The 26,448-nt window shown below is 44.4% G+C and carries 24 protein-coding genes; 16 read left to right on the top strand and 8 right to left on the bottom strand.

Going from position 1 to position 26,448, the window contains the following annotated elements; all coding sequences use genetic code 11:
• Window positions 1-40: 40 nt before the first annotated feature.
• The 6 genes from B7P33_RS14780 to pabB all read right to left on the bottom strand — a co-directional run bounded on the left by B7P33_RS14780 (window position 41) and on the right by pabB (window position 10,051).
• Window positions 41-2,464 (bottom strand): penicillin acylase family protein, encoded by a 2,424-nt coding sequence (locus B7P33_RS14780; RefSeq protein ID WP_097442774.1) that lies wholly within the window; start codon window positions 2,462-2,464, stop codon window positions 41-43.
• A gap of 142 nt (window positions 2,465-2,606) precedes the next feature.
• Window positions 2,607-4,454, bottom strand: coding sequence for a CocE/NonD family hydrolase (locus B7P33_RS14775; RefSeq protein ID WP_097442773.1), 1,848 nt, complete (start codon window positions 4,452-4,454; stop codon window positions 2,607-2,609).
• A gap of 32 nt (window positions 4,455-4,486) precedes the next feature.
• Complete coding sequence (locus B7P33_RS14770; protein WP_097442772.1) at window positions 4,487-6,451, bottom strand: protein-disulfide reductase DsbD family protein; 1,965 nt, start codon at window positions 6,449-6,451, stop codon at window positions 4,487-4,489.
• 71 nt (window positions 6,452-6,522) lie between these two features.
• Entirely contained in the window at window positions 6,523-7,767 is a 1,245-nt protein-coding gene (tilS, locus tag B7P33_RS14765; RefSeq protein ID WP_245871805.1) for a tRNA lysidine(34) synthetase TilS, read from the bottom strand.
• A 118-nt stretch (window positions 7,768-7,885) separates the two neighbouring features.
• Complete coding sequence (locus B7P33_RS14760) at window positions 7,886-8,707, bottom strand: alpha/beta hydrolase (RefSeq protein WP_097442770.1); 822 nt, start codon at window positions 8,705-8,707, stop codon at window positions 7,886-7,888.
• Window positions 8,708-8,749: 42 nt separating this feature from the next.
• Window positions 8,750-10,051 carry an aminodeoxychorismate synthase component I gene (gene pabB / locus B7P33_RS14755; RefSeq protein WP_097442769.1) on the bottom strand — a complete coding sequence of 434 codons (1,302 nt, stop codon included), beginning with the start codon at window positions 10,049-10,051 and terminating at the stop codon, window positions 8,750-8,752.
• A 195-nt stretch (window positions 10,052-10,246) separates the two neighbouring features.
• On the opposite strand from pabB, the gene B7P33_RS14750 reads away from it, so the two are divergent.
• The 3 genes from B7P33_RS14750 to B7P33_RS14740 all read left to right on the top strand — a co-directional run bounded on the left by B7P33_RS14750 (window position 10,247) and on the right by B7P33_RS14740 (window position 12,165).
• The gene (locus B7P33_RS14750; RefSeq protein WP_097443033.1) at window positions 10,247-11,431 is read left to right on the top strand and encodes an acyltransferase family protein; all 1,185 of its coding nucleotides are present in this window, start codon (window positions 10,247-10,249) and stop codon (window positions 11,429-11,431) included.
• A gap of 181 nt (window positions 11,432-11,612) precedes the next feature.
• Entirely contained in the window at window positions 11,613-11,858 is a 246-nt protein-coding gene (locus tag B7P33_RS14745; protein WP_097442768.1) for a DUF433 domain-containing protein, read from the top strand.
• Entirely contained in the window at window positions 11,842-12,165 is a 324-nt protein-coding gene (locus tag B7P33_RS14740; protein WP_097442767.1) for a DUF5615 family PIN-like protein, read from the top strand. Before B7P33_RS14745 ends, B7P33_RS14740 begins: the two co-directional genes overlap by 17 nt.
• 67 nt (window positions 12,166-12,232) lie before the next feature.
• On the opposite strand, the gene lpdA is transcribed toward B7P33_RS14740, so the two are convergent.
• Complete coding sequence (gene lpdA / locus B7P33_RS14735) at window positions 12,233-13,639, bottom strand: dihydrolipoyl dehydrogenase (protein ID WP_097443031.1); 1,407 nt, start codon at window positions 13,637-13,639, stop codon at window positions 12,233-12,235.
• 124 nt (window positions 13,640-13,763) lie between these two features.
• On the bottom strand, window positions 13,764-14,237 hold the full coding sequence (locus B7P33_RS14730; protein ID WP_097442766.1) for an Lrp/AsnC family transcriptional regulator: 474 nt from the start codon (window positions 14,235-14,237) through the stop codon (window positions 13,764-13,766).
• A 150-nt stretch (window positions 14,238-14,387) separates the two neighbouring features.
• Here B7P33_RS14730 and B7P33_RS14725 point away from each other — a divergent pair, with 150 nt between their 5' ends.
• The 13 genes from B7P33_RS14725 to ribB all read left to right on the top strand — a co-directional run bounded on the left by B7P33_RS14725 (window position 14,388) and on the right by ribB (window position 26,444).
• A complete protein-coding gene (locus B7P33_RS14725) occupies window positions 14,388-15,587 on the top strand; it encodes an aminotransferase class I/II-fold pyridoxal phosphate-dependent enzyme (protein WP_097442765.1) in 1,200 nt (399 codons plus the stop codon).
• 231 nt (window positions 15,588-15,818) lie between these two features.
• Window positions 15,819-17,297, top strand: a complete 1,479-nt coding sequence (gene nhaC, locus B7P33_RS14720) for a Na+/H+ antiporter NhaC (RefSeq protein ID WP_097443029.1) — start codon at window positions 15,819-15,821, stop codon at window positions 17,295-17,297.
• 146 nt (window positions 17,298-17,443) lie between these two features.
• Window positions 17,444-18,082, top strand: coding sequence for a peroxiredoxin (locus B7P33_RS14715; protein WP_097442764.1), 639 nt, complete (start codon window positions 17,444-17,446; stop codon window positions 18,080-18,082).
• A gap of 224 nt (window positions 18,083-18,306) precedes the next feature.
• Entirely contained in the window at window positions 18,307-18,615 is a 309-nt protein-coding gene (locus B7P33_RS14710; protein ID WP_097442763.1) for a thioredoxin family protein, read from the top strand.
• 47 nt (window positions 18,616-18,662) lie between these two features.
• On the top strand, window positions 18,663-18,920 hold the full coding sequence (locus tag B7P33_RS14705) for a DUF6952 family protein (RefSeq protein WP_097442762.1): 258 nt from the start codon (window positions 18,663-18,665) through the stop codon (window positions 18,918-18,920).
• 135 nt (window positions 18,921-19,055) lie between these two features.
• Window positions 19,056-19,286: a hypothetical protein gene (locus tag B7P33_RS19405; protein WP_097442761.1), complete on the top strand. Its 231-nt coding sequence runs from the start codon at window positions 19,056-19,058 to the stop codon at window positions 19,284-19,286.
• A gap of 35 nt (window positions 19,287-19,321) precedes the next feature.
• Entirely contained in the window at window positions 19,322-19,573 is a 252-nt protein-coding gene (locus tag B7P33_RS14695; protein WP_245871804.1) for a type II toxin-antitoxin system RelE/ParE family toxin, read from the top strand.
• Window positions 19,574-19,763: 190 nt separating this feature from the next.
• Entirely contained in the window at window positions 19,764-20,270 is a 507-nt protein-coding gene (gene tpx / locus B7P33_RS14690) for a thiol peroxidase (RefSeq protein ID WP_097442760.1), read from the top strand.
• A complete protein-coding gene (locus B7P33_RS14685; RefSeq protein ID WP_097442759.1) occupies window positions 20,263-20,628 on the top strand; it encodes a diacylglycerol kinase family protein in 366 nt (121 codons plus the stop codon). Before tpx ends, B7P33_RS14685 begins: the two co-directional genes overlap by 8 nt.
• Before the next feature lie 55 nt (window positions 20,629-20,683).
• A complete protein-coding gene (locus B7P33_RS14680; RefSeq protein WP_097442758.1) occupies window positions 20,684-23,113 on the top strand; it encodes a DNA translocase FtsK in 2,430 nt (809 codons plus the stop codon).
• A gap of 1 nt (window position 23,114) precedes the next feature.
• Entirely contained in the window at window positions 23,115-23,759 is a 645-nt protein-coding gene (locus B7P33_RS14675) for an outer membrane lipoprotein periplasmic chaperone LolA1 (RefSeq protein ID WP_097442757.1), read from the top strand.
• 2 nt (window positions 23,760-23,761) lie between these two features.
• Window positions 23,762-25,234, top strand: coding sequence for an LptF/LptG family permease (locus B7P33_RS14670; protein WP_097442756.1), 1,473 nt, complete (start codon window positions 23,762-23,764; stop codon window positions 25,232-25,234).
• Window positions 25,235-25,322: 88 nt separating this feature from the next.
• Complete coding sequence (ribB, locus tag B7P33_RS14665) at window positions 25,323-26,444, top strand: 3,4-dihydroxy-2-butanone-4-phosphate synthase (protein WP_097442755.1); 1,122 nt, start codon at window positions 25,323-25,325, stop codon at window positions 26,442-26,444.
• The last annotated feature ends 4 nt before the right edge of the window (window positions 26,445-26,448 follow it).

Here is a 26,448-nt window from a genome sequence, read left to right as displayed (position 1 = left end):
TTTAGGCCAAGTGATTATAAAAACCCTTGTTCGGAAATCCCTATTCGGCTTTTGAGAAACGAAGTACGGTACTGGTTTTGGATTGGATTTCCTCCGTATTCAATAACATCTTCCGGAATTTGCCAGCATTGTACAATTCGGCCTGGTCTTTATAATGGGTACTGAACGGATTACCTGATTGGCCCGTGGGTAAAATACTGCGGCTATTTTCGATATCGGAAAAATCGATTACCCTACGTGTCGAGGGGCCCGAACCTACCTTGTAATCGCCGCTGCCATCGTATTTAAAGGCCAGATTATTGATTACTTCCCGTGTGCCCACGATAGGAAAGGGGCCTACGTTGAAGAACGAACGTAAACTTTCTACCTGCCCAATGGGGTGACCGTGCTCCAAGGTGTGTACCCGGTTCCAGGTCCATTGTTCACGATCTTGCCCCAATTCCTTTTCCAAGGCTTCCATGGCTTGTTGAAAGGATTGGGTAACTATGGTCGATTTCCATTCTATAGTGTCGGTAGTCTTTACATTATCCCACCAAATCGATTTGCCGCCTTCATCCGATATCATAGGAACCGTGATACGTTTATGCAAATGGGTCGCCAAAAACTCCTTGAACATTTCCGGTCCCATTTCATCTTCAAAAGTGTTTTTAAGGAAGAAATACTCCCAGCGATGGTAAATGGTAGGCTCAATTCGATCTAATTGATAGTTTCCATCCCATTGGCCCAGAATATCCAATTTGTCACTATGGTCATCGGAAAGTTCCTTGATGTTGATGCATTTAAAGATTTCCTTTACAACGGTCGGGGTCATGGAAGAGGTTACATCGTTGATCATCGTCTCTACATTTTCACGGTCCCAATCGTTTTTGGCTTCCAGCAATTGTACAATGCGTTTACCCCTGTTTTCAGGCAGATAATAACCTGGGTACCATATACCCGAAATGGTATCGGGTTGATTGTTGGCCGAATATACGTAACCCCAAGGTGGGTTAACTGATTGCGGGTTCTCGCTAAAGTCTAGGAAACGTAATGGTTCATCTTCGCCCGAGCTTCCGTCCAAGACCATTTTGGTTTGTACCCCTTTGGGCATTTCATATAATTTTCCGGCTGCGGTCCAAGCGATATTGTTATCGACATCGCCATACATTACATTGAGCCCCGGGGCATGTATTTTACTGACCGAGGTTTTGAAATCTTTTAGGTTTTGGGCTTGGGTCATACCAAATACGGCCGATAACAATTGGTTGTCTTCTTGAGTATAGATCCATTTCATGGCTATGGGCCTATCGCCCTGAACCTGATTGGCGATACCATTTAAAATGGGGCCATGTAGGGTCTCTTTATAACTGAATTTGACCAAACCACTGTCTTTTACTATAATTTCCCTTTCGTGGGTGGAAAAGTCCCTCCAGCCATCGGGGGTTTTGTATTGGGTGCCTTCGGCATTGGCGGTTTCGTAATAAAAATCGATGTCGTCGTTTTCGAACATGGTCAACCCATAGGCCATTTGACGGTTATGCCCTAAGAGCGGAAATGGCATTCCGGCCAAATGATAGCCATACATTTCGTAATCGGGGGTGTTGATATGGGCCTCGAACCAAACCGATGGTTGTGCAAATCCGATATGGGGGTCGTTGGCAAAAATAACCTTACCCGTGGCTGTTTTCTGCGGACCAATTACCCAGCTGTTACTACCTTCGAACAGTGGAATAGATAAGGCTTCCAGGGGTTCCAAAACCTGGGCCATGGCATTGGTGGCTATAGAATCGGTATGTAGTGAAAGGCTGTCACGTTGGGCCCGATTCGGAAAATTTGGGATGAGCTGGGTATTGGGGTCTACATCCAAGCCTAGGTCCTTTAAGTATTTTGGGCCAAGTTTATCGTTCAGGCGACTTACCCAAGGGTCGGTTTTATGGGCCATGGCAAAACTAAAAGACATATAGCCCATTACATTGAGAATGTCTTCCATGGCGAAGGCCTTCTTATCGATTCCGGTCAGGTAAAACTCGATGGGGGTAGGGCCATCGGCTATAAACTGATTGATACCCGAAAGATAGGCCTGGGCCAATCGTACTTCGTCACTTTTAGGATCTAGGTTCTTTACAGTTTTGTGCGTGGCTTCCTCAATGCCCATAGCCAGGAAGAACTTATCGGTCTCCAAAAGGTCCTTACCGAAAACCTCGGATAAACCTCCTGTACCTATCCTGCGTAGTAACTCCATTTGCCAAAGTCTGTCTTGGGCATGTACATAACCCAAGGCCTTATAGGCATCGGCCGTGTTTTGTGCATAGATATGGGGTATACCATAGGTGTCGTAGTACACCTCGACCTTGGCCGAAAGATCGGCCATTTCTACCTCCCCTTCATATTCTGGTTTTAGGTGTTGTACGAATAGTAATACGGCGATACTGATCAATCCTACCAGGCCGATAAGTATCCACAGGAATTTTTTAAATAGCTTCATAATTGCCTTAAATGTACCCCATTTTACCCAAAAAAGCAGGCATAAAAGCCTGCTTTTTGATAGTATTGAATGGATTTTAGTAGTTTTTATCGACAGTAAGTGTCAACTTGGTAACATTACTTAGTATTTTCAGAATATATCCTTATTTTTTGGTAGGCAGTATACCTACCTCAATCTTGGAGCTATTGTATACGGAATGGGTCTGTTTGCCAAAATCACTTTCCTTGGCCAAGAAAATATTGTCGACATAATTTTGTGGGTTCCGATCTATATACGGAAACCAAGTACTTTGGATCTGCACCTGAATTTTATGCCCTTTTTTAAAGGTATGTAGTACATCTTGCAAAGTGAGGTCTACGGCCGTTTCTTTGTTGGGCTCGAAGGGTTCGGGCTTGGCAAAATCGTTGCGGTACCGACCTCTAATAACCTCCGAACGGACCATTTGGTGGTAATTGCCCATTTTTAAATGGTCTTGGGTCTCTTCGTAATCTTCATGGTCTGGCGGGTATACATCGATCAGTTTAACTACCCAATCGGCATCGGTTCCGGTGGTGGCCACCTTAAGTTTGGCCAAAAGTGGTCCGGCCAAGGTTACGGCTTCCTCGAGAACCGGGGTCTCAAAAACCAAAACATCAGGCCTTCGGGCTGCAAATCGCTGGTCGTCGGTCATGAACTTTCTTGGCGTAAAGACCATTTTGATGTCTTCGGAATAGGGTACTGGTTTGGCTGGGTCACTGACAAATGTTGCTGCTGAGTATTCCCGCGTGGCTATGGGGGATAGACGCTCATGGGCCTGAAGGAAATAGGAACGTTTTTCCAGGTTCCTTGGGGGCCAGTTTTCAAAACGATGCCAGTCTTTGGTTCCGGTATCGAAAAGGTAAGCTTCCGGAAGCCCGGTATTACCATCGGCGCTTCCTTTTAGAAAGTGGTTGAAGAACTCGGTCTCTATATCCTCTTGGAAGAATTTTGAGAGATCGTCACCAAAATACACATTACCCACGGCCTGACGCTTTTTGTTTCGTGCCCAGTCCCCATGACTCCAAGGACCCATAACCAAGGTATTGTAGGTTTTTGAGCTTTTTTCAATGGCTCCGTAGGTATTCAAGGGTCCATAAAGGTCTTCGGCATCGAACCATCCGCCTACGGTCATTACCGCAGGTTTAATATCGTTCAAATGTTGGATAATGCCTCTTTTTTGCCAGAATTCATCATAATCCGGATGTTCTTTCAGCTGGGTCCAGAATACATTATCCTCCTTATAATATTGGTCGAGATTCGATAGCGGACCGGCATCAAGAAAAAACTGGTATTGGTCTTCGGTGCCCAATTCGGGAAATTTATACCAGGCCTCTGTGGTGGGTTGGTCTTTCATATAACCGAAAACGGCCGTGGCACGCCAATAACTTAACAAATAAGCACCGTTATGGTGGAAATCATCAAAATAAAAATCACCAATAGGGGCTTGGGGCGATACGGCTTTTAGGGCCGGGTGCGCATCTAATAAAGCATAAGTGGAGTAGAAGCCTGGGTAAGAGATACCCCATACGCCTACCTTACCATTGTTATTGGCAATGTTCTTTACTAACCAGTCGATAGTATCGTAAGTATCGGAGGCTTCGTCTACTTCCTTTCGCTTTTTATTAGGGATATAGGCGCGCATATTATCATAGACCCCTTCACTGTTCCAGCGCCCACGCACATCTTGGTACACCACGATATTGCCTTCCTTCATCATGGTGTTGTTGGGCCCTATTTTACTGCGATAGGCTTCACCATAAGGCCTACAGGAGTAGGGGGTACGGTGCAATAGTATCGGGTATTCTTTTGAAGTATCCTTAGGGCTGTAAATCGTGGTGTGGAGTTTTATACCATCACGCATGCTAATGGTAACCTCCGATTTATTGTAATGGGCCTTAGGGTCGTAATCCGTCTGGGCCTGACTACACGAGAACAGAAGGCCTAGGGTAAAGGCGAATAATAGCTTTCTCATAGGGTTGGAATTAAGTTGTATTAGTCTGTCTTTTAGTTATGGTTCTTTAACCCAGCCTTTAGCCAAGCCAAATAGGTGTCTTTATCGGTGTATTGGATGGCCGGGGCCAACAACTGGCCCTCGGTATCCATCAATACATAATAAGGTTGTGAAATGGATCCGAAATTTGCCGTTTGAAAGGTACCCCATTTATCGCCAATGGTTTTAATTGATTTTACCTTACCACTATCGAATTTAAACTCAAATTGCTCCGATGGGGGCAATGCCTTTCGGTCATCCACATACAAGGAAATCAGCACATATTCGTTTTTCAATAGCTCGTATACCTCGGGGTCGCTCCAGACGTTTTCCTCCATTTTACGGCAGTTTACGCAGGCCCAACCTGTAAAATCGAACATAATGGGTTTGCCGCTTGCCTTGGCTTTGGCCCAGCCGCTTTGGTAGTCTTTGTAGCAATCCAAGCCCAATGGACAATCGGATTCGGTTTCAACTACACTGTAAAAGTCAGGTGGGGGAAAGCCGCTCAGCAGTTTTAGGTCGACCACTTTGGCCAGACCTAAACCTAAGTATATGGTAAATGCCAAGGATGCCAGTGCTGTAAACAAACGAATGCCTCGGATTTTCTTTTTAGGGCCATCGTGCGGAAAACGGATCCATCCGAACAAATAGGCCGTCATCAAAATGCCGATTAAAATCCATAGGCCTATAAATAGCTCACGTTTCAATAGTCCCCAGTGTGCTACCAAATCGGCATTGGACAGGAATTTTAGGGCCAGGGCCAGTTCTAAAAATCCCAAGACCACTTTAACCGTGGTCATCCAGCCGCCCGATTTGGGTAAAGAATTCAACCAAGCCGGAAACATGGCAAAAAGGGCAAAAGGTAGGGCCAAAGCCGCCCCGAATCCGATCATACCGATACTGAGGTTGTTGGCCACATCGCCTTCGGCTAGGGCCGTGCTGCCCAACAAACCACCCAAAATAGGTCCGGTACACGAAAAACTGACTATGGCCAAGGTTACCGCCATAAAGAAAATACCGAGTATGCCGCCAACCTTAGAGGAGGCCGAATCCATTTTATTGGCCCAACTACTGGGCAGGGTGAGTTCGAAATACCCAAAAAAGGAGAATGCGAACACCACGAAAATCAGAAAGAAAAAGAGATTGAGCCAAATATTGGTGGCAATGGAGTTCAAGATTTGCGAATCTACCGAATCGAACAGATGGAAGGGTAGACTAAGCAAGGCATAGATCAGCACAATAAAGAAGCCGTAAAGAAAGGCCCGTGAAATGCCTTTGGATCTATTTTGGGCCCCTTTGGTAAAAAAGGAAACCGTAAGTGGAATCATGGGAAAAACACAGGGGGTCAATAAAGCGATGAGCCCTCCCAAGAAGCCCAGGCCGAAAATGGTCCAAGGCCCTGTGGCCGTTTTAACCGATTCCCCATCGCCACTGTTTAAGATTTCTTTGTTCTTTATATCGAGTTTTAAGGCCGCGGCCATGGCCTTTGAGCGGTCGTCTATGTTTTTTTCTTCCACTATGGCCTTGCCGCCATCGAGACTGATGGTAAGTACGGCATCGCCCGGAATACAAACTTCTTTACAGACCTGGTAAAACAGCTCTACGCTCAATTGCCTGACCTTGGGGTCTAAACGTTTTATCTTTTGGGTAAATATGGCCTGTCCGCTGAAAAAGGTTTCCTCTACTTCAAAGACCTCATTATAGGCCTTTTCCGTGGCACTTTCTTCGGTAGGGCCCACGGTTTCGTAATCGGTGCCCACATTCACATAGGTGAACTCTATGGGCAATGAACCCCCTTCGGCCGTATGTTGCGAATACAAATGCCATTCGGGCTCTAGATCGGCGATCATTTTAATCTCGAAGCTATCTTCCGATAGGGCCTTTACCTCATGTCTCCAGCTTACCGGATTCTCGTTGAACTGCGCCTGTAACCCCAAAAAGGAGAGGAATACAAGCAGGGAACACAGTTGTTTTTTCATCTAATTCTAATCTAAAGGTGCGCCTTGGCCAGCGCTTGACTTGGTTTTACCGTACCCACCCATTTTCGGGTTTAGGTTTTCAGCGTTACTTTAATAATATTTTGGGTGGTTGGGGTAATCTTAAAGCGTTCATCGCCCCGTTTACCTACTACCCAAACGATTTGATCTTGGGAACACAGCAACCATTGGTTTTCTTTGGTTAGCGTGTCCATTTTCTCATCTTTGAAATACTTCGATAATTTCTTTTTACCCCGCATACCTTGCGGATAAAAAACGTCACCTTCCTTTTTTTTACGTAAGGTCAACGGATATTGCAAGCAATCGGCATCAATATATAACACCCCAGCTTGTTTTTCCTTCATTTGATCCACTTTTTCAAATTGCAAGCCAATAGGATGTTGTAAATGTGTCGTTCCCGCCTCGATTTCATAACAAGTTTTATCGATTGTTTCCAGTGGATGCAATAGCAAGTGGGTTCTGTCTTTTATTAGCCGATGGCTGTGGGAACGGATTTCCTTTCCCGATAGGCCATTGAGCATTTTTTCTATTGCCCCGAATTGACTGAATCCGAAGGGCTCAAAGAAATGATAGAGATAGGCCGCCAATGGGGTTAAGGCTTGCAGCTTTTCGATTTCGATTTTATAACCGTCGCCATCACTGGTAAAACAACTAGCGCGAGCTCGGTCAATTTCTATTTGGGCCAGTTGTTTTTCCTGGGTCAGTTGCCGTATAGTCCGGTTAAAATTGGGATCGAAACTAGGGTGCAGTTCCTTTAATTGCGGACTAATATGATGCCTGATCCGGTTACGTAGGTAATCATCGGATGCATTACTTGAATCTTCGCGCCATGCCAATTGATTGTTTTTGGCGTACCTTAAAATTTCTTCGCGGCTAAAAGGGAGTAAGGGTCTTAAAATAGGGTGGTTACGTTCGGGTATGCCAAGTAATCCTTGGATTCCTGTACCACGGCTTAGATGGATCAAAAAGGTCTCGATATTGTCGTCTAGATGATGGGCCGTAAGCAGGTATGTGGATTTTCCCTGATCGATTAGTTCGTTAAACCAGTGGTAACGCAGATCACGGGCTATCATTTGGGTAGATCCACGGTTTTCCGCCTTTATTTGTTTGGTTTCAAATGTTTTTGAGTATAGCTGTAGATTCCATTTTTCGGCCAGTTCCGATACGAATTCAGCATCGGCATCACTTTCTTCTCCCCGTAATTGAAAGTTACAATGGGCCAAGCTGGGTTTTATATCGAGTTGGATCAACAAGTGGGTGAGTACCACACTATCCATGCCCCCACTGATGGCAACCATGGTAGGGTGACTTAGGATTTCTGGAAAATGGCTTTCAATATGTTCTTTGAACTCGGGCAGCACCTCACAAAAATAAGGGGTTCACTAGCTTTTGCCGCCTTCCGATTGTTAAAAATGGTTAAGAAAGCCTTGTTTTCAACCAATCACCAATAAGTTTTAGGAATTGTACCCGGTTCAGGTCGTGATGCAATTCGTGGTATCCCTTATCTATAAGATGCAGGGTAGAAGCGTTGCAGTTCGCATGAAAGGCTTCCGTAGCCTTGTAATCGATTAGGGCATCGGCCGTACCGTGGATCAATAGGGTAGGGGTTTTTAGGTTTTGGGCTTCATTAATGGCCCATTCCCCGGCTTCCATAATTGGGAAGGAGAACATCGGACTCACCTTATCATGGATTAAAGGGTCGTTATTGTAAGCGGCCACTTCGGTGGCTTGCTGACTGATGGCATTGGGGTCTAGCCCCGTAGGAAGGGTTATTCCGGGTAAAATGCCCAGTAAGAACCTGCCTAGTCCCATTTTCCATTTTGGGGGTTCAAAGGCCAAACGCAAATACGGACTCGAAGCGATTATGCCATCTATATTTCCGGTTCGTAATCCATAGTTCAATACCAGGTTGCCGCCCATACTATGGCCATATAACAACAAGGGCAATTGGAGGGCTTCCGTTTTGGCCAAACTTATTATTTCGCCCAAAAGGTCTTGCAAGGCCGCATAACTTGGGCAGTGCCCGCGTTTACCTGAACTTTGGCCATGTCCTATGTTGTCATAGGCCAGTACAGAGACACCGTATTGGTTTAGGATTGGAATTACCGACCGACTATACCGTTCGAGATGTTCGCCCATACCGTGTACCAAAACAACCATGGCCTTGGGCGATTCGGTGGGAAAATAACGACAGTGGATTGAAAAATTGCGGAAAGGGTGCGTAAAAGATGGGTCCATGTCCAAATATAGGTTTTTCAGGCGGGCTGTGAAATGCAGATATCAATCCGTAGCCTCTAGCAATTGGATCAAAGCTTGGGCCTTTAGCAAACACTCATCGTATTCGGCCTCGGGCCGGGCCAAAGCGGTGAGGGCACTACCCACCGATAGGGATACCTTTTTTGACTTTTTATCGTACAGTAGGGTGCGTATGATTACATTGAAGTCGAAATCGCCCTGGGGGTCTATATAACCTACACTCCCGCTATACACCCCTCTTTTATGGGTTTCATAACGTTCTATGAGTTCCATGGCCGAAATTTTTGGGGCTCCGGTCATGCTGCCCATCGGAAAAGCAGCCTTGATCAAGGCTATCGGAGAACTTTGGCTAGGGATTTTAGCACTTACCGTAGATACCATTTGGTGTACTTGTTCGTAGGGGTATACCCGGCACAATTCCGGTACTTTTACACTCCCTTTTGTAGCGACTTTGGAGAGGTCGTTCCGCACCAAATCAACGATCATAATGTTTTCGGCCCGTTCTTTTTCACTGTTCTCCAATTCAACCTTGGCTCTTTCATCTTGTACAGGATCGTCAAAATGTCTTTTGGCCGTGCCCTTAATAGGTTGGGATATGAGTGTATTGCCTTTACGATTTAAAAAACGCTCTGGTGAAGCCGAAAGTACATAGCGGTCCCCCATTTTTAAAAAGGTGGCAAAAGGTGGCTGTAAGCGGGTATTCATTTCGGTGAATAGGGCCAGCGGATCGATTTTAGTCTTGCTGGCGTAGAATTCCTGGCAAAAATTGATTTCATACACATCGCCCCGATGAATGTGTTCCAAAAGCTGTTGGCACTTGGCCAAATAGGCCTCTTTTGACATGCCGGCCTTTATGTCGATTGGGCTATGATTTTTTATCTGTGTAGATAGTTGAAGTCCGCAAATAGCTTCATAATCATGTTGGGCTTCAGCCGCCATGGCTTCCGGATATTGGAAAACCAATTTATCTTTCTCCAGAAGGATTACTTTCTCGGGGCGAAAAAAGTAAAGAGCAGGAAACTCCATATGGTCCCTATTCTCGGATTCTAAATTCTCGAGACCATTTTTTAGGTCGTAGCTTAGATAACCAAAAATCCAATCGTTTTCTCGGTTCCTGTAGTTTTCGAAGGCTTTGAATCCCAATCGATCCTGGGCTACTAGCCTACTTTGGGTACCTACGGCCAATATAGCTTCAAAATTGCCATAGGGATCTGGGTGCTCGTTACTATCCAACCAGCAGCAATCTACGAATTGCTGGCCCCACTGCAACAATTGCTGTTTTATGGGGCTATTTTCGGGAATAGGGAAAGTAATGGGTGTCCTCAATGAACCAATCGATTTTTAATGCCTGTCCTACAAGAATAAGACCAAAACCTTTATTTGCTACGTATAGTATGTAGGTTATTGAACGAAATTAAGGCAAATAAAAGCTAAAGGCCAGTAATTTATCTAATTTTGCAGCGTTCCCATGCGAAGGTATTGAGTGTCAACGGGCTAAAAAATATGGGTATTAACAAACAAATGAAGTCGAATCGGTTGTTTTTTATCGATGCTATGCGGGCTTGGGCCATTTTAATGATGCTCCAAGGGCATTTTATCGATGGGCTGTTGGATAATGCCTTTCGTGACGATTCGGTCGTACTGTATTCCGTTTGGAAGTATTTTCGAGGTATTACCGCCCCGGTTTTCTTTACCGTATCCGGATTTATCTTTACCTATTTACTAATTCGTGTGCCTCAAACCGGATGGCAGAACCCGAGGGTGAAAAAGGGCCTGAAACGCGGATTGGAATTGCTGTTTATTGGGTATTTATTGCGAACCAATCTTTGGGGGCTACTCTCTTTTCGTTTCTACGATTCCTTTTATTTGGTAGATGTACTGCATTGCATAGGGCTATCTTTATTGGGTATCGTGGGGGTGTATTTGGCTACGGCCAAGCGAACGAGGGGGTTTCCTTTGGTGTTGGCGGCAATTGGTGTACTCTTGTTCGTTTTTGAACCTATGTATAAAACATGGGGGTTTGAATGGTTACCCGTAGGTCTGGCCAATTACCTGACCAAGGCCAATGGTTCGGTGTTTACCATTATCCCGTGGTTCGGCTATGCGGCAATAGGGGGTGCCCTTGCTATGATCTTTAAGCGATTTAAGGCTGTCCCTTATTTTTATCCGATAACCATTACTAGTAGTTTATTGGTTGGCAGCGGACTTATATTTTGGTCCTCGGATTTCTTTTTATGGCTCAGCACCCAAACAGGAATCACCTTGTTTGAGGCCATTCAACAAAACAATTATCTATTTATTCGGTTGGGCGATGTTTTCTTAGTATTCGCCATTTTTATGTTATTCAGAAAATGGATGGCGCAACCCTTGGTGTTGAAAATTGGGCAGAGTACCTTATCAATCTACGTGATTCACTTTATCATCCTCTACGGTAGTTTTACGGGTATGGGGCTTTATCGTTATTTACATCATAGCTTGTCGCCCCAATGGGTAATTCCGGGCGCCCTACTATTTATGGGGGGTTGTGTTTGGTTGTCTTTACGTTATGAGGCCCATAAAGTACGGGTCAAAACCGAAATCAAGGGCTTTTGGGTGTTTATCAAAACAACTGCACAGAAATACCTGCCTTTGGCTTTATACGGGCTACGAGTACTCTCCGTTAGGGTACGTTTCTTTATCCATCGTTTGTTGCGACCGGTGAAATAACTCGCAATTTCACATGGTATTCCTTTCTTGATCTTAAGTTAATTAGCGGCATATTCGTATATTTATTGACACCGCCAAAGGGTTTAAAACCTCGAGGCTTGCGTCGAAATAAAAATCTTATTTCATCTGGATGCCTCGTGTGCTTGCAATGGAGTGGTTTACTTAAAACCAAATTGGTTATATGGATTTAAAACTTGCTTTAGATAAATATGTGTCTTCTTCGTCGGAGGTATTAGGGGGTGCTCGAGTATTTAAGGGTACTAGGGTTCCTTTAAAGATATTATTCGACTATTTGTTGGGTGGAGATACCATTGAAGACTTTTTGGAGAACTACCCTACCGTGGATAAGACTTCGGTCCAAAGTGTGTTAGAGTTATTGGGTGTTTATCTGTCCGAAAATCCGTCAAATAATGAAACTGCTGCTTGACGAAAATGTTCCCAGAAAGTTAAAATATCGCTTTAGTCCCGATTTTGAAGTGAATACGGTCCCCGAGATGGGATGGACGGGGGTAAAAAACGGGGAGTTATTAAATCGGATGCGAAAAAATGACCTCAAAATTCTGATTTCTTTGGATAAGAATATGGGCGGTCAACAACATTTGGAGTCTTTTCAAATGAGCCTAATTGTCTTTAACGTTAAAAATGCTAGATATACATCCCTTGTTCCGCTTGTTGAAAAAGTTGAGCGAATTATTCGTAGGAGAGTGGCTCCAGGAGTACATGTTGTTGATTGATTTTAAATTAAAAAGCCGTTCCAATCGCGATTGAAACGGCTTTTATAAGCTCCTTGTTAGTTATGCACTACATATGAATAGGCCTGTTATCGGTAGCGGCCAAGGCGGCTTCCTTAACGGCTTCGGCATAGGTAGGGTGGGCATGGCTCATACGTGAGATATCTTCAGCAGAGGCCCTGAACTCCATGGCGGTTACAGCTTCGGCGATCAAATCGGCTACACGGGCACCAACCATATGTACGCCCAAAACTTCGTCGGTTTTTTCATCGGCCAAGATTTTAACGAATCCATCGGTATCCATACTGGCTCTGGATCTACCCAAGGCGCGCATCGGGAATTGTCCCACTTTATAGGCTACCCCGGCTTCTTTTAACTGCTCTTCGGTTTTTCCTACAGCGGCAACTTCGGGCCAAGTATATACTACTCCTGGAATCAAATTGTAATCGATATGGGGTTTTTGTCCGGCCATCAACTCGGCTACCATTACCCCTTCTTCTTCAGCTTTATGGGCCAACATGGCTCCTTTTACCACATCGCCAATGGCATAGATATTATCTACATTGGTCTTTAAATGATTGTCTACTTCTACACGACCTCGTTCATCCATCTTTACACCGGCGGCTTCCAGATTCAGTCCGTCTGTATACGGGCGGCGTCCTACGGCCACTAAAACGTAATCTCCGCTAAAGCTTACTTCCTGGCCTTTTTTATCGTCGGCCAAAATGGTTACTTCATCCCCATTACGGGTTACAGATTTCACCTTATGCGATAGGGCGAACTTTACTTTTTGCTTCTTCAATACCTTGGTCAATTCCTTGGAAAGGCTTTTATCCATTCCAGGAAGAATAGTATCCATATACTCAACCACGGTCACTTGGGCGCCTAGGCGTTTGTACACCTGACCCAGTTCCAACCCGATAACACCGCCACCAATAACGATCATATGCTTGGGCACTTCAGAAAGTTTCAAGGCCTCGGTAGAAGTAATGATACGTTCTTTGTCCAATTCTATAAATGGCAGACTCGCTGGTTTAGATCCTGTAGCGATTATGGTCTTTTTGGCTTCGACCGTAGTCACATTTCCTTCAGAATCGGTTACGTTGATATGGGTGGCATCTTTAAAACTCCCTACACCTTGTAAAACGGTAATGTTGTTTTTGTCCATCAAGAACTCAATACCCTTGGTGTTCTGCTCTACCACTTGAGCCTTACGGGCGATCATTTGCTCCATGTTCACCTTTACCTCCCCATCGATATCAATACCGTGGGTGCCGAAATGTTTTACGGCATCTTCATAATGGTGCGAAGAATCCAATAAGGCTTTAGACGGAATACATCCTACGTTTAAGCAGGTGCCCCCAAGTGTAGGGTATTTTTCGATTATAGCTGTTTTCATGCCCAATTGTGCGCAACGGATAGCCGCTACATAGCCTCCCGGGCCCGAGCCGATAACAACAACATCATATGAGTCCATATTCTTGATTTTAAAACTGCCTACAAAATTACTACTATTTTGCTTTATAGAAGTACCATTTATCAATTAGAAATTATCCAATGTTCCATTTCAACTTGGCTAACCGATGGGCGGGTTTGTACAGTTATTTATTCGGTACTACCGGAATGGCCGTCGTATGCTTTACAGCACTGATTACAAAGGAACTATGTGTGCTTCCAATATGGTCAATGGCGGTTAGTTTGGTGACCATAAAATCGCGGTATTGGGGCATGTCGGCCACCAAAATCTTTAAGATGTAATCGTAGTCGCCACTAATATGGTAACATTCGGCCACCTCTTCCAATTCCAAAACCTTACGTTCAAAAAGCCGAACATAGTCTTTGGCGTGCTGAACCAATTTTACATGGCAAAAAGCCACAAACGATTTGCCTACCATCTCCTTATCCAATAAAGCGGCATAGTGGGTAATGGTACCGCTGCGTTCGAGACGTTTAATACGCTCGTAAACAGCTGTGGCACTCAAACCCAAAGCCAAGGCATAGGCCTTGGTGGTTTTTTTGCAATCTTCTTGTAAAAGTGCCAACAGGCGTACATCGGTTTCGTCTAATTTTATCATCTGATAGAATGTCTATGATTGTCAAGGAATAAATCAGTTAAACGGATAAAATATCTGATTATTTATTTATTTAATGACATTAAATCTAAATATATTCATTATTGTTGATTTTTATGCTATATCTATTGATTTTTGAAGCAAAAACATATCATGGCTCATAAACCATTCAATAACATTCAAGACCTGCAGTATTTTGGTGAATTCGGTGGGGTGAACCCGTCTATTTCCGATTCTTCGACCTATACCTTTTTGTCGGCCAAGACCATGTTCGACACTTTCGAGGGCAATACCGAGGGTTGTTATTTGTACAGTAGACATTCTTCACCATCCAATTTATATTTGGGCGAGGCCTTGGCCCAGATGGAGGGGACCGAGGCGGCCAATGTCTATGCCAGTGGTATGGGAGCCATTAGTTCGGTCATTTTTCAGTTATGTGCCACCGATGAGCATATCGTAAGTAGCCGCACCATTTATGGGGGTACTTATGCCTTGATGAAGAACTTTTTAAAGAAGTTCAGGATCGGTACTTCTTTTGTTGATATTACCGATCTAGAGGCTGTGGAGGCCGCGATTGGTCCCAATACCAAAATGATTTATTGTGAATCGGTCAGTAATCCGTTGTTGGAGGTAGCCGATTTAAAAGCTTTGTCTGCCTTGGCCAAAAAACACGGAATCGCATTGGTGGTCGATAATACGTTTTCGCCATTGGGTATCGCCCCGGCTCAATTAGGTGCCGATGTGGTGATCCATTCCCTAACCAAATTCATTAACGGGAGTAGCGATTGTGTGGCCGGTGCCGTTTGTGGTACCACCGAGTTTTGTCTGTCACTCAAAGATGTAAACGATGGTGCGGCTATGCTGTTGGGTAGTACCTTGGATAGTTTACGGGCCGCATCCATACTTAAAAACCTGCGGACCTTACACCTACGCATGAAAAAGCACTCCGAAAATGCCTTGTATTTGGCCCAAAAATTCGAAGGATTGGGCTTACGTACGGTATATCCGGGCTTGGCCAGTCATAAAGGGCATGCTTTGATGAAAGGACAAATGAATGCCGAATACGGTTTTGGAGGACTTTTGACCTTGGACGCTGGAAATCTGGAAACGGCCAATGCCCTTATGGAGGAAATGCAGCGCAATAACTTGGGATATTTGGCGGTTAGCCTTGGTTTTTACAAGACGCTTTTCTCGGCATCGGGCAGTTCTACCTCTTCTGAGATTCCGGAAGAAGAACGGGAGGCCATGGGACTTTCTGACGGACTGGTACGTTTTTCCATTGGTTTGGATAACGATATCGAACGTACTTACCAAATCATGCTACAATGTATGGAGAAAGTAGGGTTGCTATAAACCCAATTGTACTGGTTTTAAGTCAATTTAGAAAACAGGAGACAGTTGGTTTGCCAAGGTGGGATTCCAAATTTATTGGTTGTTTTTTACTGAAATAGGAGCCGTCTTTGTTCTATTTTCTATACTCTTTTTGTCTGAGTTATTTCTTCGGGACAAGTCGAGGACATTGGTTTTTACTATTTGCAGAACCGTTTCCAAAGTCGTAATATTACCGGAATCAAAAATAAAACTATGCAGGAATCGGATTACCAAGCCCCACCGGGAGAGGAAGTAAGAAAAGATAATTACGGAATTGGCCTGGGGCTGGCATTGGTGCCTGTATTGGCATTGGTGGCTATGTTGGCCTACAATGTATATGTTTTTGGTGATGATGCCTTAAGTGGTTCCAATCAATTCATTTTGTTAATGGGGGCGGCCGTTGCTGCTGCCGTAGGTGCTATAAAAGGGGTGCCCTACAAACAAATGATGGGCGAAGTGGCCAACAACCTAAAATCTACAACAGGGGCTTTAATGATTCTGCTTATGGTCGGTGCCTTGTCCGGTACTTGGTTGATCAGTGGGGTGATTCCGGCCATGATTTATTACGGACTCCAAATTCTGAATCCAACCATATTTTTAGCGGCTTGTGTGGTAATTTGTGCCGTAATTTCCATTGCCACCGGGAGCTCTTGGACCACCTCGGCCACCGTGGGTATTGCCTTGGTGGGTATTGGGGAAGCCTTGGGGATTTCATTGGGAATGACCGCAGGCGCTATTCTTTCTGGTGCTTATTTTGGAGACAAAATGTCGCCATTGAGTGATACCACCAACTTGGCCCCGGCCATGGCTGGTGGTGAACTTTTCTCGCATATCCGCTATATGTCCATGACCACGGTCCCTACGTTTTTGGTGACCCTAATCGTATTTGTAGTCATCGGTTTGGGAATAGATACACAGGGGGTGGCTGATTCTTCAGCCTTATTGGCCTCGATAAAAGATACTTTTTATATCAGCGGATGGCTATTCTTAGTGCCCATTGCGGTGGTGGCTTTGATTTTAAAGAAGGCTCCACCCTTAATGGCTTTGTTGGTAGGGGTATTGTTGGCAGCGGTTTTTGCCATAATTTTTCAACCCGATGTCTTGAATGCCGTAACAGGAGCAAGTCATTTAAGCTGTGAGTCGGCTTATGAGGGTATCATGAAAGCGATTACGGTTAAAACCCAAGTGGCAACTGAAAATGAGGCTTTACTGGATTTATTTGCTTCGAAAGGTATGGAAGGTATGATGACAACCATCTGGCTTATTATGTGTGCCATGGCTTTTGGTGGGGTTATGGATGGCATTGGGGCGCTTTCGGTTATCAGTGAAGCTCTTTTGAGTTTAGCTACTTCTACCTTTAGTTTGTTCGCTAGTACGGTTGCCAGTTGTTTGGCCTTGAATGTTACTGCTTCTGACCAGTATTTGGCTTTGGTGGTTCCGGGAAAAATGTTCGCCAAGGCCTATAAAGACAGGGGTTTGGCGCCTGAAAACCTGAGTAGGACATTGGAAGATTCAGGTACGGTTACTTCCGTGTTAGTGCCCTGGAATACCTGTGGGGCCTACCATAGTGGGGTATTAGGAGTGCCCGTGGTCGATTATTTTGTCTATGCCTTCTTCAATTGGATGAGTCCGATCACTACCTTGATCTTTGCTGGTCTGAATATTAGGATTAAGCAGTTGCGACAGGGGTAATCTTAGATTGTATTGCTCTTCCTTATGGTTGTCTTTTGCTTCCATTGACAAAACTTATATGTTCATAAATTAATTAGATTTGCTTGTCTAGGAAAAGCCGGGTGATGGCGTACATTTGTATTGCTTTTAACCAAAAAAAATAACAAATGGCTTTTGTAGGAAAAAAATTCCCGAATTTAGATGTAAATGCAATGAATGAAATGGGTGATACCATTTCTGTAAACGTCTTGGAAGAGGCGGTAAATAACAAAAAGAAAGTATTGTTGTTCTGGTACCCAAAGGATTTTACCTTTGTTTGTCCTACCGAATTACACGCTTTCCAAGAGGCTTTGGGTGAGTTCGAAAAGAGAAACACCTTAGTAATCGGTGCTTCTTGTGATACGGCTGAAGTTCACTTCGCATGGTTGAACACGGCTAAGGACAATGGTGGTATCGAAGGGGTAACCTATCCGCTTTTGGCCGATAGCAACCGTAACCTTTCCAGCATCTTGGGTATCTTGGATATTACAAACGAGACTTACGATGAAGAGACCGGAACCGTTCAGGTAGAAGGCGATAATGTAACGTACAGGGCTACCTACCTTATCGATGAGGAAGGTACCGTATTCCACGAAAGCATCAACCATATGCCATTGGGCCGTAACGTAGGGGAGTACCTTCGTTTGGTAGACGCCTATACCCACGTACAGGAAAAAGGTGAGGTTTGTCCGGCCAACTGGGAAGAAGGTAAAGATGCCATGAACCCGAATGCCAAGAGTACTGCTGAGTATTTGGCTGCCCACTAAATAATAGTTGTCACCCTGAGCGCCATGTCTGCCGACAGGCAGGCAGTCGAAGGGCTATATTAGCCTGTGTGTCGCCGGTCACGGCGCTCAGGGTGACTATCTAACCAGATCTAGCCGCTTTTATAGCTATATTCCTGCCTGTTCTTACAGGTCGGAATCACTTCTTCGAGTCCCGTTACTTCGGGATACCTTTAAAATGGCCAAGTGCCCCAAATAGAATAATTATGTTGTTAGAATTAGATCAGGACAACCTCGCTGAGGTGGTTGCCCAAAATAAAACCGTTGTCGTTCAATATTCCGCAAGCTGGTGTGGTAACTGCCGCATTATGAAGCCTAAATTCAAAAAAGAAGCGAGCTTACGCGACGAGTTTACCTTCGTTTTGGCCGATGCCGAAAAATTCCCGGAGTCTAGAAAATTGGCCCAGGTAGATAACCTGCCTACTTTCGCCTTGTTTACCGACGGTGAATTAAAAGGTCAGGTACAGACCAATAAATACGATGTGTTAAAAAGTTTTATCGAAGAAAACAGTTAATGGGCTGTGGCTTCAACTAGCTGATTTCATAACATAAAAGTCAACACATGAAACTACCTGTAATTAAGCATTTAACGGCCTTTATTGCCGAGAATGACGAAGATTTCGTAATCGAAACCATTGAGACCTTAGAAGCCTTGACCGAAGTGCCTTCGCTCAAAGATGAAGAACTGGACGTGATCGGAGAGCTTATTTCCAATATGTACGGTGCCTTGGAGGTACAGAAGTCCATTAAGGAAGGGGTGCCCCAAAAAGAAGCCCTCAACAGCTTTATGAAAAGGGTGCTCGGGTCTATTGATAAATAACGAGGTTTGCCAGAGCTGGATAGAAAAGGCCTATTTGCATCGAGTAAAACTGAAACTTCTGCGGTACATTTTGGGTTGTAATAAATCGTCTTAATCGAAATTTGTATCTTTATTGTATACCAATTTTTGAGGGAAATGGCCACTTTGGATTTAAGACAACGCGTTCAGGATTACATAGAAACGGCAGATGAGAGACTGTTGAAGATGATCAAGGTATTGGTAGAAACATATCAAGATGATACCGATCGGATGCGAATTGAGCAGTACAACAAAGAATTGGACACTTCCGAAGCTCAAATAGAAAGAGGAGAGTACCATACCCATGATCAAGTCCGGAAGCTGATAGAATCATGGGAAATTGAATAATTTGGTCGCCCGAGGCATTGGCTCAATTGACCGAGGTGCGCGAGACTATTCTTGAAATTAGCAAATCACTTACTAGTGCCAATCGCATGGTACGGGAAATCTTTGATAGTACCGATATTCTGGTCGATCAACCGGAAATGTATGCCTTAGATACTAATAAATTCAACAATGATGGTTCGTATCGTTGTTATGAAATCCGTCGTTACCAAGTATCTTATCGAGTACTTGAAGATAGCATTAGAATAATTAGGATAAGATGGTCGAGCCAAGAACCTAGGGAACACTAAATGCAAACAAACCCTGATTTTTGGTGTTATTCTTAGGTCGTGTCGTGGAAATTTGTTGAAAAATTTGTGATGGTTTTGTACGGACTGGATCTACATCACGCAATCTTTTAGTATTTTCGAGCTACCACCGATTCAAATGCGGTGGATGTTGAATAACCCATCGCGAATAACGCATTAAACACTATATCCTATGGCAACTGTAACCCTTAAAGGCAATCCGTTCAATACTGTTGGTAACCTTCCCGCCAATGGCAGTCAGGCAGCAGATTTTACATTGGTAGCCAACGACCTTTCTAGCAAGTCACTATCCGATTTCTCGGGTAAAAAAGTGGTTTTGAATATTTTTCCCAGTATAGATACAGGTACTTGTGCCCAGTCGGTGCGCCAGTTTAATGAAGAGGCCGCCGAATTGGATAATACCACCGTTATATGTGTATCTAGGGATCTACCTTTTGCCCAAGGACGCTTTTGCGGGGCCGAAGGCATTGAAAATGTAGTGATGCTTTCCGACTTTAGGGATGGTAGCTTTGGCCAGTCGTACGGACTTACCTTTGCCGATGGGCCTTTGCAAGGATTGCATTCCCGTTCGGTAGTGGTACTTAATGAAAACGGACAGGTACTGTATAGCGAACAAGTGGCCGAAACCGTTGACGAGCCCAATTATAAAGCCGCCCTTACCGCCTTGTTGGATGCCTAAACAATCTTTTGTAATAGGTCGATTAAAAAGTATTGGCTATGCCCTGAAAGGGGTGTGGCTTTTGGCGCGCTCAGAAGCCAGTGTCCAGGTACAATTGGGCGTGGCCGTACTGGTGACCCTTGCCGGATTCTATTTTGATATTTCCCAAACCGAATGGATGTACCAGTTTTTGGCCATGGGCTTGGTAATCGCTGTAGAGGGCCTGAATACGGCCGTTGAGAAAATGGCCGACTATGTACAGCCCGAGCACGAACCCAAGATTGGGGTACTCAAAGATGTGGCCGCCGGTGCCGTATTGGTATCGGCCTTTTCGGCCGCTGCCGTCGGACTGATGATCTATCTGCCTAAAATATTTTAAAATACGACTTCTACAGGTGTAAATTTGTATTTTAGCCGAGAAGAAACACGCATGCATGGCAAAACGGGTCAAAAAAGCCAGAACAAAGGCTACGACTAAGAAAAAACGTTCCCTAAAACCTACCAAACAACAAAAGATTATCTTGGGTAGTCTGGTGATGCTGTTGGGTATAGCCCTCTTCTTTAGTTTTATTTCCTTTTACAATACCTGGAAGGCCGATCAAAGTATTTTAGACCATTTTACCGATCGCTCAAAAGAAGCCGAAAACCTGCTCAATAAATTCGGGGCTTGGGTAAGCCATTTCTTTGTTTACCGGGGCTTTGGTATCGCATCCCTTATACTGTCAGGCTTGGTTACCCTGTCGGGTGCCTATCTGTTTTTTGGCATACCCCTTAGAAAAACATGGAATAAATGGTTTTGGGGCCTATTGTTCATGGCGTGGATTTCTTTGGCCTTGGGCTTCTTTGTACCTTCGAGTCCCTTGTTGGGGGGTACCGTAGGTTTTGAAATGACCGACTTTCTAAAAGATTATACGGGCAGCATTGGGGTGTTTTTGGTGCTGTTGTTCTTTCTTTGTGTGATATTGGTTAGCCTGTTCAAACTTACGCCGGAAGGGGTGGTGAATTTCGTAAAGCAAAAACGAAGCGATTTGGCCTCTGAATTTGCCGAGCGTAAACAACAGGGAAATACTGCGGAAGCCAAGGAGACCTTCGATACTTTGACTGTAGAAAAAGAAACCCCGCAGGTGCTGGTAGACGATTATACCCATAAGGAAGAAATACCTTTGTTGACCCCCGATATACCCGAGCCCACCTTAAAAAAAGAGCCTGAACCTGACGATGGCTTTGAAGTGGCCGTGGCTCCCAAGGAGGAGACCATTAACGATCCCGATTTGGACATCAAAGTGGTACCTGTAAAGAGTGAGACCGAAGAAACCGACAACTTGGCTGCCAAACTGGTCGATGATTTCGGGGAATTCGATCCTACCTTGGAATTGGGCAACTATCAGTTCCCGACCATCGATTTGTTGGACCATCATGGGGGCGATGGCAATATTACCATCAATAAAGAAGAACTCGAGAACAATAAGAACCGTATCGTTGAGACGCTACGAAACTATAAAATAGGCATCGCCCAGATCAAGGCCACCATTGGGCCTACCGTAACCTTGTACGAGATCGTTCCGGAGGCCGGGGTGCGAATTTCCAAGATCAAAAACCTGGAAGACGATATCGCACTTTCCTTGGCGGCATTGGGTATCCGTATTATTGCTCCGATTCCGGGTAAAGGTACCATTGGTATCGAGGTGCCCAATAAAAATGCCAGTATCGTTTCTATGCGCTCGGTGGTCGCGACCACCAAGTTCCAGCAGGCCGAAATGCAATTGCCCATTGTTTTCGGTAAAACCATTAGTAACGAGACCTTTGTGGTCGATCTGGCCAAAATGCCACACTTGCTTATGGCAGGGGCCACGGGTCAGGGTAAGTCGGTCGGTTTAAATGCCATACTTACTTCCTTGTTGTATAAAAAGCATCCGGCCGAAGTAAAATTCGTGTTGGTAGATCCGAAAAAGGTAGAACTGACCTTATTCAACAAAATAGAGCGTCATTACTTGGCCAAACTGCCCGATAGTGAAGATGCCATCATCACCGATAATACCAAGGTAATCAATACCCTGAACTCCCTTTGTATTGAAATGGATAACCGTTACGAGCTCTTAAAACAGGCTATGGTACGGAACATCAAAGAATACAATACCAAGTTCAAGGCCCGGAAACTTAATCCGAACGACGGACATAAATTTTTGCCTTATATCGTTTTGGTGGTAGATGAGTTTGCCGATTTGATTATGACCGCCGGTAAAGAGGTAGAGACCCCCATAGCCCGTCTGGCCCAGTTGGCCCGGGCGATCGGTATCCATTTGATTATTGCCACCCAAAGACCATCTGTAAATGTGATTACGGGTATTATCAAAGCGAACTTTCCGGCGCGTATCGCTTTTAGGGTAACCTCAAAAATAGATTCCAGAACCATTCTCGATACCCAAGGGGCCGAACAATTGATCGGTAGGGGAGATATGCTCTATACCCAGGGTAATGACGTTACCCGTTTGCAGTGTGCCTTTGTAGATACTCCGGAAGTAGAACGGATAACCGAGTTTATAGGGTCGCAACGGGCGTATCCAGAAGCGCATATGCTGCCCGAATATGTTGGGGAAGAATCTGGCACGGGTATTGATTATGAGATATCGGAACGCGATGTTATGTTCCGCGATGCCGCAGAGGTGATCGTAATGGCCCAGCAGGGTTCGGCTTCTTTGATCCAGCGAAAACTAAAGCTAGGGTACAACAGGGCCGGTAGGATTATTGATCAATTGGAAGCGGCCGGAATCGTTGGTCCGTTCGAAGGCAGCAAGGCACGTCAGGTATTGGTACCCGATATGATGGCCTTGGAGCAATTATTGGAAAACGAAAAAAATAAATGACATGAGGATCATGTGGATGGGGCTGATTGCCCTTTTGTTCAGTGTTAACGTGCAGGGCCAACAGGCCGATAAGGCCAAAAAGTTGTTGGATCAGGTTTCGGCTAAAGTGCAAGGGTATAAGAGTATGCAGGTGCATTTTAAGTTCGCCCTTAACAATCCGGATGCCAATGTAAAGCGAGAAACCCGCGGCGATGTTACCTTGGCTGGCGACAAATATTTATTGAATTATTTGGGTAGCCAGCAATTGTACGACGGTAAAAAAGTGTATACCATTGTACCCGAGAACGAAGAAGTGACCATTGAGGATAAATCGAATGAGGAAGAGGCTTTTTCACCGGCGAAAATGATGACCTTTTACCAGAAAGGCCACCGCTATGCTTGGGATATCGAACAAAACGTGAATGGGCGTAAAATACAGTTCGTAAAACTGACCCCAATCGATTCCAATTCCGAAATCAAAACCATATTGCTGGGGGTAGATGTAGAGACCAAGCATATCTATAAGTTAATATATACGGGTAACGATGGGGTAAAGACTACAATTACTGTAACCTCCTTGAAAACCGATGCCAACTTGCCCGAAAAGCTGTTCCGTTTCGATGAGAACAAGTATACCAAAGAAGGGTATTATATCATAAGAAACTAAAGGTGCGTATACTCGATCGCTATATACTTTATAGGTTCCTCTTCAATTTTACGAGCTCGTTCGTAATCTTGATGTTTATCTTCATCTTTCAGACCATTTGGCTTTTTATAGACGATTTGGCGGGTAAGGGCTTGGATTTTTTCATCATTTTGAAATTTCTTTTCTACCTCATGCCCGATCTTACCGAAAAGGTATTGCCCTTAACGGTTTTGCTCTCGTCTATTTTAACCTTTGGGACCTTTGCCGAGAATTATGAGTTTGCAGCCATGAAGGCTTCCGGTATATCTTTGCAACGTTCCATGAAAAGTTTGATTGTGTTCGTGACCCTTTTGGGCGGACTCACTTTTTACTTTGCCAACGATGTTATTCCCATATCCCAGCAAAAAATTTACAATCTTAGAAAGGGTATTGCCCAGTTAAAGCCTGCGGCGGTGATTACCGAAGGGGTTTTTAACGATTTCGAGGGGGGAATGAATATTAAGGTGAAAAGAAAGCATGGAGACGAAGATCGACTGTTGGAAGATGTACTGATTCATGTTAAAGATGCCCGGGGTATCAATAAAACGGTTATCCAATCCGAGACTGGCGAGCTGGTCAGTGAAGAGGGGAACGATATTTTACAGCTTATTCTTCGCGATGGACACTATTACGATGCCAGTACACCGACCAGTCCGAAAAAGAAGAAAAAGTATCCTTTTGCCAAAGCTGATTTCGATGTCTATACCTTTAATATAGATTTATCTGAAGTAAATAATCAAGACTTAGAGAAAGACCAGAATATTACTACCCATAAGATGAAGAACGTGGGACGGTTACGTCACGATATCGATTCGTTACGCGACGATAATTTAAAGGTGATACAGGCTTTTTCTAAAAACATCTCGAACCGTATGGGGGCTTTTGTAAAATTGCGACCCAATACGGTAGCGGTAAAACCCATGGTGCACGATACCCTTACCTATGCCGATAGCTTACCCTCTAGAAAAGGGTTTTTAGGGCTGTTTAAAGAGTGGGAACAGGTGCAATTGATCAATTCGGCCAAAAACTCTACGTCAAATATTCTGAGTTCGGTAAAGGGAAAAAGGCAAGAGATAAGAAACCGCAAAAAAATATACAACCTCCATATTTCGGCCATGCACAAAAAATATGCCTTGGCTTTTTCTTGCATCATTTTATTCTTTGTAGGCGCACCTTTGGGGGCCATAATACGAAAAGGGGGTATCGGCCTGCCCATGGTTATTGCCATTATTCTCTTTTTGGTTTATTACTTCCTTGGGGTTTTTGCCGAGAATTATTCCAAAGAGGGCAATATACACCCAATCATGGGGGCTTGGCTTTCTACTTTGGTAATGATGCCCCTAGGAATTTTCCTTACCCGCAGGGCCACGGCCGATAAAGGCATGGTGAAACTACCTAGCTTTAAGGAGTTGATCGGGGATTTGTTTAAAAGAAAGAAAAATAAAGAGGAAGACTGATTGTTAACGGTAAGCCTTATTTTTATAGAAAATTAGAATCGGCCCTGAGTAGGGCAGTAGTATAGCGTAATTAAAAGTTGGTGGTAGCATGTTGAATACGATTCCCGAAGCGATTGAGGATATCAGAAATGGAAAGGTAATAATTGTCGTAGACGATGAAAACCGTGAGAATGAAGGCGATTTTTTGGCGGCTGCCGAATTGGTAACGCCCGAAATGATCAATTTTATGGCTACCCATGGTAGGGGGCTGATTTGTACCCCACTTACCGAAAAACGTTGTAAAGAATTAGGGCTTTCACGAATGGTTCAGAACAATACCGATCCTATGGAAACCGCCTTTACAGTTTCCGTAGACCTGAGAGGTAATGGGGTAACCACCGGTATTTCTGCGGAAGACCGCTATAAAACCGTTTTAGCCCTTACCGATCGCGATACCAAACCCCAAGATTTAGGTAGGCCAGGACATATTTTTCCTTTGATTGCGAAAGACGGAGGGGTATTACGTAGAACCGGACATACCGAGGCGGCCATAGATTTGGCGCGTTTGGCCGGATTAAAGCCAGCGGGGGTCATCGTAGAGATTATGAACGAAGATGGTACCATGGCCCGTTTGCCCCAATTGAAAGAAGTAGCCAAAAAGTTCGATCTCAAAATCGTGTCTATTGAAGATTTGGTAGCCTACCGCATGGATCACGATAGCTTGATAGAAAAAAAGGAGAACTTTGAACTGGTAACCCGTTTCGGAACGTTTAGGTTGCATGCCTATAACCAGACCAATAACAATCAGATTCATATCGCCCTTACCAAAGGCAGCTGGAACAAAGATGAGCATATACTTACACGGATCAACTCAACCCTGATCAATAACGATATTTTGGGCACGCTTACGAATAATGTAGATAAGAAGCTGGAAGATATGTTCAAAGTGTTGAACGAAAGCGAGAAAGGGGCCATTATCTTCATTAACCAGCAAATGCAAAGCATGGATTTGTTGAATAGGTTGCAAGACCTGCGCATTGATCAAGACGGAAATACTTTGGTTAAGGCACCAAGAATCAATATAGATTATAAAGATTTTGGGGTAGGGGCCCAGATCTTACACGATTTAAATATTTCCAAGGCCCGCATCTTAACCAATAACCCAACCCAGAAAAAAAGGGTGGGTATGGTTGGTTATGGTTTGGAAATCGTAGAATATGTTCCTTTTTAAAAAT

This window comes from Sediminicola luteus, assembly GCF_002514735.1.
Classification (GTDB): domain Bacteria; phylum Bacteroidota; class Bacteroidia; order Flavobacteriales; family Flavobacteriaceae; genus HQA918.
This window is presented reverse-complemented; position numbering and strand designations above follow the sequence as displayed.

Excerpts from the sequence above, each read along its gene's own strand:
- B7P33_RS14780 (WP_097442774.1), bottom strand. The coding sequence starts at position 2,464 with ATGAAGCTATTTAAAAAATTCCTGTGGATACTTATCGGCCTGGTAGGA.
- B7P33_RS14775 (WP_097442773.1), bottom strand. The coding sequence starts at position 4,454 with ATGAGAAAGCTATTATTCGCCTTTACCCTAGGCCTTCTGTTCTCGTGT.
- B7P33_RS14770 (WP_097442772.1), bottom strand. The coding sequence starts at position 6,451 with ATGAAAAAACAACTGTGTTCCCTGCTTGTATTCCTCTCCTTTTTGGGG.
- tilS (WP_245871805.1), bottom strand. The coding sequence starts at position 7,767 with ATGGTTGCCATCAGTGGGGGCATGGATAGTGTGGTACTCACCCACTTG.
- B7P33_RS14760 (WP_097442770.1), bottom strand. The coding sequence starts at position 8,707 with ATGGACCCATCTTTTACGCACCCTTTCCGCAATTTTTCAATCCACTGT.
- B7P33_RS14750 (WP_097443033.1), top strand. The coding sequence starts at position 10,247 with ATGAAGTCGAATCGGTTGTTTTTTATCGATGCTATGCGGGCTTGGGCC.
- B7P33_RS14745 (WP_097442768.1), top strand. The coding sequence starts at position 11,613 with ATGGATTTAAAACTTGCTTTAGATAAATATGTGTCTTCTTCGTCGGAG.
- B7P33_RS14740 (WP_097442767.1), top strand. The coding sequence starts at position 11,842 with ATGAAACTGCTGCTTGACGAAAATGTTCCCAGAAAGTTAAAATATCGC.
- lpdA (WP_097443031.1), bottom strand. The coding sequence starts at position 13,639 with ATGGACTCATATGATGTTGTTGTTATCGGCTCGGGCCCGGGAGGCTAT.
- B7P33_RS14730 (WP_097442766.1), bottom strand. The coding sequence starts at position 14,237 with ATGATAAAATTAGACGAAACCGATGTACGCCTGTTGGCACTTTTACAA.
- B7P33_RS14725 (WP_097442765.1), top strand. The coding sequence starts at position 14,388 with ATGGCTCATAAACCATTCAATAACATTCAAGACCTGCAGTATTTTGGT.
- nhaC (WP_097443029.1), top strand. The coding sequence starts at position 15,819 with ATGCAGGAATCGGATTACCAAGCCCCACCGGGAGAGGAAGTAAGAAAA.
- B7P33_RS14715 (WP_097442764.1), top strand. The coding sequence starts at position 17,444 with ATGGCTTTTGTAGGAAAAAAATTCCCGAATTTAGATGTAAATGCAATG.
- B7P33_RS14710 (WP_097442763.1), top strand. The coding sequence starts at position 18,307 with ATGTTGTTAGAATTAGATCAGGACAACCTCGCTGAGGTGGTTGCCCAA.
- B7P33_RS14705 (WP_097442762.1), top strand. The coding sequence starts at position 18,663 with ATGAAACTACCTGTAATTAAGCATTTAACGGCCTTTATTGCCGAGAAT.
- B7P33_RS19405 (WP_097442761.1), top strand. The coding sequence starts at position 19,056 with ATGGCCACTTTGGATTTAAGACAACGCGTTCAGGATTACATAGAAACG.
- tpx (WP_097442760.1), top strand. The coding sequence starts at position 19,764 with ATGGCAACTGTAACCCTTAAAGGCAATCCGTTCAATACTGTTGGTAAC.
- B7P33_RS14685 (WP_097442759.1), top strand. The coding sequence starts at position 20,263 with ATGCCTAAACAATCTTTTGTAATAGGTCGATTAAAAAGTATTGGCTAT.
- B7P33_RS14680 (WP_097442758.1), top strand. The coding sequence starts at position 20,684 with ATGGCAAAACGGGTCAAAAAAGCCAGAACAAAGGCTACGACTAAGAAA.
- B7P33_RS14675 (WP_097442757.1), top strand. The coding sequence starts at position 23,115 with ATGAGGATCATGTGGATGGGGCTGATTGCCCTTTTGTTCAGTGTTAAC.
- ribB (WP_097442755.1), top strand. The coding sequence starts at position 25,323 with ATGTTGAATACGATTCCCGAAGCGATTGAGGATATCAGAAATGGAAAG.